The sequence below is a fragment of the Microbacterium sp. genome (assembly GCF_039812165.1).
Classification (GTDB): domain Bacteria; phylum Actinomycetota; class Actinomycetes; order Actinomycetales; family Microbacteriaceae; genus Microbacterium.
Genome location: NZ_JBDIAB010000176.1, coordinates 1 through 6,024 on the forward strand (window position 1 = coordinate 1; position 6,024 = coordinate 6,024).

8 protein-coding genes and 1 pseudogene are annotated in these 6,024 nt (G+C 67.4%); 3 read left to right on the forward strand and 6 right to left on the reverse strand.

The genetic code is table 11. The features are described 5' to 3' along the window. Positions 1 to 873: pseudogene (locus WML84_RS12050) on the forward strand (hypothetical protein); the annotation flags it as partial. Positions 874 to 930: 57 nt separating this feature from the next. On the opposite strand, the gene WML84_RS12055 reads toward WML84_RS12050, so the two are convergent. Next, complete coding sequence (locus WML84_RS12055) at positions 931 to 1,728, reverse strand: methyltransferase domain-containing protein (RefSeq protein ID WP_347346388.1); 798 nt, start codon at positions 1,726 to 1,728, stop codon at positions 931 to 933. Positions 1,729 to 1,998: 270 nt separating this feature from the next. Between WML84_RS12055 and WML84_RS12060 the strand changes: the two genes are divergently transcribed. Beyond that, entirely contained in the window at positions 1,999 to 2,589 is a 591-nt protein-coding gene (locus WML84_RS12060; RefSeq protein WP_347346389.1) for a dihydrofolate reductase family protein, read from the forward strand. 43 nt (positions 2,590 to 2,632) lie between these two features. Further along, entirely contained in the window at positions 2,633 to 3,217 is a 585-nt protein-coding gene (locus tag WML84_RS12065; protein ID WP_347346390.1) for a hypothetical protein, read from the forward strand. Positions 3,218 to 3,311: 94 nt separating this feature from the next. Here WML84_RS12065 and WML84_RS12070 read toward each other — a convergent pair whose 3' ends face one another. From WML84_RS12070 to WML84_RS12090, 5 genes are all read right to left on the reverse strand, one after another. Then, positions 3,312 to 3,509 carry a helix-turn-helix transcriptional regulator gene (locus tag WML84_RS12070; protein ID WP_347346391.1) on the reverse strand — a complete coding sequence of 66 codons (198 nt, stop codon included), beginning with the start codon at positions 3,507 to 3,509 and terminating at the stop codon, positions 3,312 to 3,314. Beyond that, on the reverse strand, positions 3,506 to 3,919 hold the full coding sequence (locus WML84_RS12075) for a hypothetical protein (RefSeq protein ID WP_347346392.1): 414 nt from the start codon (positions 3,917 to 3,919) through the stop codon (positions 3,506 to 3,508). Before WML84_RS12075 ends, WML84_RS12070 begins: the two co-directional genes overlap by 4 nt. 143 nt (positions 3,920 to 4,062) lie before the next feature. Next, on the reverse strand, positions 4,063 to 4,470 hold the full coding sequence (locus WML84_RS12080) for a DUF1801 domain-containing protein (protein WP_347346393.1): 408 nt from the start codon (positions 4,468 to 4,470) through the stop codon (positions 4,063 to 4,065). Positions 4,471 to 4,578: 108 nt separating this feature from the next. Next, positions 4,579 to 5,478 (reverse strand): patatin-like phospholipase family protein, encoded by a 900-nt coding sequence (locus WML84_RS12085; RefSeq protein ID WP_347346394.1) that lies wholly within the window; start codon positions 5,476 to 5,478, stop codon positions 4,579 to 4,581. A 179-nt stretch (positions 5,479 to 5,657) separates the two neighbouring features. After that, on the reverse strand, positions 5,658 to 6,024 hold a 367-nt coding region (locus WML84_RS12090; protein ID WP_347346395.1), incomplete at its 5' end, for a VOC family protein.

The window sequence follows — 6,024 nt, forward strand, 5'->3', positions numbered from 1 at the left end:
CTGGACGAGTTCCACGATCGCCCGCACATCCTCCAGCCCCTCGAACAGTTCGGACGCTGGCACCACCTCCGACGACTTCGTGCAGACCCACCGCCAAAGAACATGGACTACGCGACTCGCACGGCGAAGCAGGAGATCACCGAAGCCGGCAAGTTCCTCGACTGGCTCGACACCGAACAGCGCACCAAGATCGACGACCTTCGCCAGGAGCAGATCGACCTCTATTGGTCAGAGGGAACATCGAGTCGCAAACATGTCCGGGCCTTCCTCCAGCAGAGGAAGCTCACGGGCCAGCGCCGCACACTCAAAGCGAAAGCTCGGACCGCAGAAACCACCCCGATGGTTGCAACTCGAGAACGACTCGACGCGATCCGTGTCGTCCTGGAGTCGGTCAACGTCATACCCTCGACGCGAGTCGCAGCCATCATCTTCTTGCTCTACGGCACACCCATCGGCCGGATAGTCGCTCTGCAAGCCGACGCAATCACATCGACGCTCGACGGCATGACGATCGAGCTCGGAAACCAGCCGGCACCCATTCCCGAATCGCTCATTCCACTCTTCAACGAGCACCTCAACGGCGTCGGCAGCCGATCGATGAACAAGAACTCATCATGGCTCTTTCCATCCACCACACCCGGCCAGCACATCTCAGCGAACACTCTCTGGAATCGACTGAAGATCTTCGGCATCCAGCCTCTGGCCACTCGCAACACGACCTTGTTCGATCTGACCAAGGAGCTCGACGCATCGACGCTCGGAGCGCTCCTCGGATATTCTGCGAAGGTCATGGCGAGCCACGCCGCGCGAAGCGGCAACGTTATGGCCAGCTATCCAGCAACCAAGCAACATCAGCACAGGAACGACCCGTGACGTCAAGGGAAAGCCGCACGCCGTCGCAACCACGAGACTGCTGAGGTTGTCAGCAAACTACGCGAAAGCGATATCCCGGGCCAGCGACCTCAGCTTGAAGACGATGATGCCAGCGAGGTATCTGTTTGCCCACGCGTGCTTATCTGGGAACTCGCGCTTCTGTTCTTCAGACAGGTGAGGCTCGACCGCAGCTTCAATCCACAGCCCCGCTTGGGCGAAGGTGTTGATCAAGTTCGAGATCGTGTAACGCTGCTTCGTCATCGTCACTTGGCTATCCCACCCACTGACATACGAGAACGCGCCCGAAGCGAAGTACTCGTCGCCCACCAACGTACTGTTGGCCTCGGCCCGCTCCAATGCATATCGAATGGGCTGAGTCCGGGTGAGAAGGATGAATCCATCATCTGTCAGCCGCGCACGAGCGCGCTTCAAGATTCCGACGGGATCCTTCGCATAGCCGAACGACTGCAAGAAGAGAATCCGGTCAAACTGCTGGCCGGCGACCTGGGGCAGGGCGTCGAAATCATTGAAGTCTGCTGAGACGAGGTCCAACCGCTCAGACGGACCCGCGACAAACTCTCCACTGATATCGACTCCGACGCACCTTCTCGCTCCTTCGCCCGCCAGACGCACGAGCTTCTCGCCGTTCCCGCAACCGAGATCGAGCACGCTCATGCCATCGATATCCCCCAGCATCGCGCGCTGCGCGGGCCACTCGACAAGATTGTCGAGCGAGTCAGCGCGAGAACGGGCCCTCTCATAACCTGAAGCCAGATCATTCCATGGCTTGCTCGCGTCACCTGCGTGGGTCGGCATCGCGGCGGGCGTCGAAAGCGGCTGATCCGAGGTCGTCATGCGTTCAATCCTGCCAGTCGAACAACCGGTCGATCGCCGCAAACCGGTCGAGCCAGCTCGACCGCTCGGCCCAGGACACCGAGGGCGACGAGACACCCACCGATGCCACTGACCATCCGGCGAATAGTCCTCAACTCGATATGCCGAATATCCAGTCACTGACGGTGGATGCACTCCCCGGCCTCCATCGCCGCGGGGGTCGACGCGCGGCGCGGAAAGCGCGGACAATGGTCTGACAACGCGGCGCGGGAATCGAAGGAGAGCAACGCCATGAGACCACTTCGGTACTCGATCAACGTCACGCTCGACGGCTGCGTGCATCACGAGGCGGGACTCCCTCCCGACGAGGAGTCGATGCGGTACTGGACCGACGAGATGGAGCGAGCCGATGCCCTGCTGTTCGGCCGCGTGACCTACGAGATGATGGAGTCCGCCTGGCGGAAGCCGGACTCGGGCACGTGGCCCGATTGGATGGATGAGTGGGAGATCCCGTTCGCCGAGGCCATCGACCGGGCGAAGAAGCACGTCGTGTCGAGCACGCGGATCACGGTCGACTGGAACGCCGAGCTCGTGCCCGGCGACCTCGCGCTAGCGGTTCAGCGGCTCAAGGAAGAACCGGGCGACGGCCTGTGGGTGGGCGGAGTGACGCTCCCCCTGGCGCTCGCGGATCTCGGTCTGATCGACGAGTACGAGTTCGTCGTGCAGCCGGTCCTCGCCGGGCACGGACCGACCCTGCTCGCGGGGCTCCACGACCGCATCCAGCTCGAGCTCGTGAGTCGCCGCGAGTTCCGGTCGGGCGCCGTCGCGATGCTCTTCCGGCCCGCGACCGCGAAGGCGGCGGGCGCGCCGAACGATACCTGAGATGCGAGATCTCGTCCCGGACGGCTGCCGATACCGTGGCGCCATGCCGCATCGCTCGACATCGACGGCCACCGCCTTGTTCCTCGCCGTCGTCCTGACCGCCTGCGCCTCGACGACCGCGGGCGGCGGCGCCACGTCCGCTGAGGGGAGCGCATCCTCCGAGACGCGTGCACCCGCCACTCCCCTGGCGAGCACGGATGCCGCGGCACGAGCACGAGCACAGACCTGGCTCGACGCGGCTGCTCTCCCACCCGGAGCGGTTCGCTCTGAAGCGAGCCTCGGCGGCTTCGATTCCTACACGGGATGGCCATGCGTGCCGGTCGAGGAACTCGAGGCGTTCTGGACGATCCCCGGTGCAACGGTGCACGATACCGCCGATTGGCTGATCGAGAATCCGACCGCAGACCTCATGACGACAGCCGTCGGACCTGTCGTCGACGACCCGGCGATCGATTCCGCGACGGTCGGCTTCATTCCCGAGCCTGGGGCTCAGGAGGGCGTCGTCTACACGATCCTGAAGACCGACGCCGGGGTCGCCGTGCGGGCAGAGGTGGCGGCTCTCACCGAGTCCGCCGCATGCCAGACCCTCCCTGACGACGGGACGTGGGGAGCACCCGGGCAAGGCTAGCGGCGTGCACGGGCGCCGAGCGCCGCTCCTTCCCGACCGATGACTCCCCTCGCCGACGGCGGGCAGGACGGTCGTGCGACGCGTCAGCGGGCGATCAATCCGCGTCGTCGAAGAAGACCTCTTCGATCGTCAGGCCGAACAGGCGCGCGAGGCGGAACGCGACGGGCAGGCTCGGGTCGAACTTGCCGACCTCGATCGCGTTGATGGTCTGCCGCGAGACGTCGGCCCTCGCGGCCAGATCGGCCTGGGTCCAGTCACGCTCGGCGCGGAGGGCGCGCAGGCTGTTCCTCACCGGTAGCGCACGTTTCCGACGATCGCCATGACGATGTACGCCACCGCGGCGACGATCGCGAAGGTGGCCGCGTCATCGCCGAACGAGATGAGGCCGGCGTTGTTCGCGACCGAGGCGGCCATCGCCGCCACGAGCCCCGCGCCGAGAGCCACCGCGAGCGCATCCGTGAGGATCTTGCGCTGCAGATCGTCCAGCTGGCGCAGGTATCGCGCGTGGGCGACGATCCACACGATCCCGACCGCGACGTTGACGCCGATCGCGATCCACGCCGCGATCGGCTGGTACTCCCCCAGCTGGCCTGGGACGAAGCGAGCGATCGCGAGGGATGCCACCCAGGCCGCGGTCCAGGCGGCCAGCGGTATGAGGCTGCGCGCCGCGCGTTGGTCGGCGGTGCTCGCGGATGCGGTCATGATGCGCCCCCTCGGGTCAAGTCAAGTTCACTTGACACGATAGCTGTCGCCATGATCGCGTGTCAAGTGACCTTGACACGCGATCCACCGTCACCGCGCGACACCCGATGGTTCGGGCGACGGACAACGCTCTCGGCGGCGCGTCAGCTCTCCAGTCCGCGGAGCGGGACGAGGCCGCGGTTGCGGCGGATGTCGCGGTAGTTCCACTGGACGGCTCGCGCCTCCGCGAGCCAGTGCCGCAGCGCCTCGACGTCGACCTGCTCGGGGGCCGTGTACCGCGCTTCGGCGGCCTTGAAGGTGCCCTCCGGCTTCAGCCCCGGCTCGCGGAACGACTGTCCGCTCCAGAACAGCAGACGGACGGACGCCTTCAGTCGGTCGTACCCGACGACCGGGTTGCCGTCGAAGAACCAGACCGGGTGCGCGTGCCACACCTTGCGTTCGGCATCCGACAGCTCGCGCTCGATGGTCGCGAGCAGCAGATCGCAGATCGGCCGAGCCTCGGCGTCGAGCCGCTTCTGATACTCGAGGATGTCGTCGGGAATCGCTCGCATGCTCTCACGCTAGTCGTGCGGGCGGCACAGGCAGCCCCCGGGTACCGGCCTGCGAGACGATCGGCACGGTGCGCATGAGGTCACCATCACGCGATCCGCTCGGATCGGTCAGGGCCAGAAGTCGCCGAGCCGTGCGGCCACCGCTCTCCCCTGCTCGTAGCCGGCGCGGGCGATGGGCGCGCGCGTCGACGGGTCCATCAGGTTCGGGCCGAACGCCGCGCGCGCCGCGCTGTCGGGAAGGATCGTCTCCACGACGCTCCCCGAGGCGCGCAGGCCCGCCACCTGGGTCGCGAGATGCGTGCCCCACTCCCCCGGCGTCAGCGACCTGCCGCCGAGCGGCGACAGCACGAGCACGCGCGCGTACCCGGCCGCGAGGTCGGCATTGTCGGCGTTGGCGCGGTAACCCCCGTCGATGTACAGCTCGCCGCGGATGCCGTAGGCGAACCCGCCCGCGCAGCTGGCGGCCACGGCATCCACGAGGTCGACCCCGCTGTCGCGGTCGAACACGACCGGCTCACCCGTCCGCGCGTCGACCGCCGTGATGCGCACCCGTTGTCGCGGCCATTCCGTCACGGGCAGCCGCGCGGCGACGACGGCACGCCACCGCTCGCTCGCGGCCGCGGTGGACGCGGCATCCGCCTGGAGCGCGGCACCCATCCTGCGGCGCATGTCGTCGATGTCCGACGAGGCCGCGATGACGGCGCGCGTCCGCGCGAGGTGGTCCAGGTCGGGCCCGGCCGGTCGGGACGTGCGATCGGCGGCTCGCGGCGCCGGCGGAGCCGCGAGGGTGGCCGAGAGCAGCTCTGCGGGGTCGGCGCCGGTGAGCTGGGCGGCGGCGGTCGATCCGGCGGAGGTGCCGATGATGAGGTCGGCGTCGGTGAGATCGAGCCCCGCCGCGTGGAGGCCGGCGGCGACGCCGATCAGCCAGGCGTTCCCGGCGGCTCCGCCGCCTCCGAGGACCAGGGCCGTGCGCGTGGGGTGGGGGTCGTGGAGAGGTGAGTCGTTCATTTCGCAGCTTCTTTCTGCGGCGCTCCCCGCGACGGCTACGTCAGTCGCGCGATCGTGAGCTCGAAGGAGCGCCCGGAGTGGACGGTGTGTGCATCGGGCTCACCTCCTCGGATCGTGTCACGGTCGCCGAGAAGCCTACTGGTTCACACCGGCGGAGAGGCGCCGGGGGTCGACGGCGATCAGCTCGGAGCCGGGCGACCTACGCGACCGGATGCCTCCCAGCCTGGCCAGTCGGAGGCGTCGATCACGCAGAAGCGGTTGCCCTCGGGGTCTTCCATGATGACGTAGTCCGCGTCGGCGGGGCGTTTGTCCCAGTGCACCTCACGCGCGCCGAGCCCGGCGAGGCGTCGAACCTCCTGCGCCTGGTCGTCGGCATAGAGATCGAGGTGGATGCGCGGGGGCAGCACGCGGGGAGCCGGCACGACATCGAGCGAGATGTTCGGTCCGTCGCCGCGGACGGGCTGCAGCACGACGAAGTCCTCGGCGGCCGGCTCTCGCACCGCGTAGTCGAGTGCGGCCGTCCAGAACGCGATCTCGCGCGAGAGA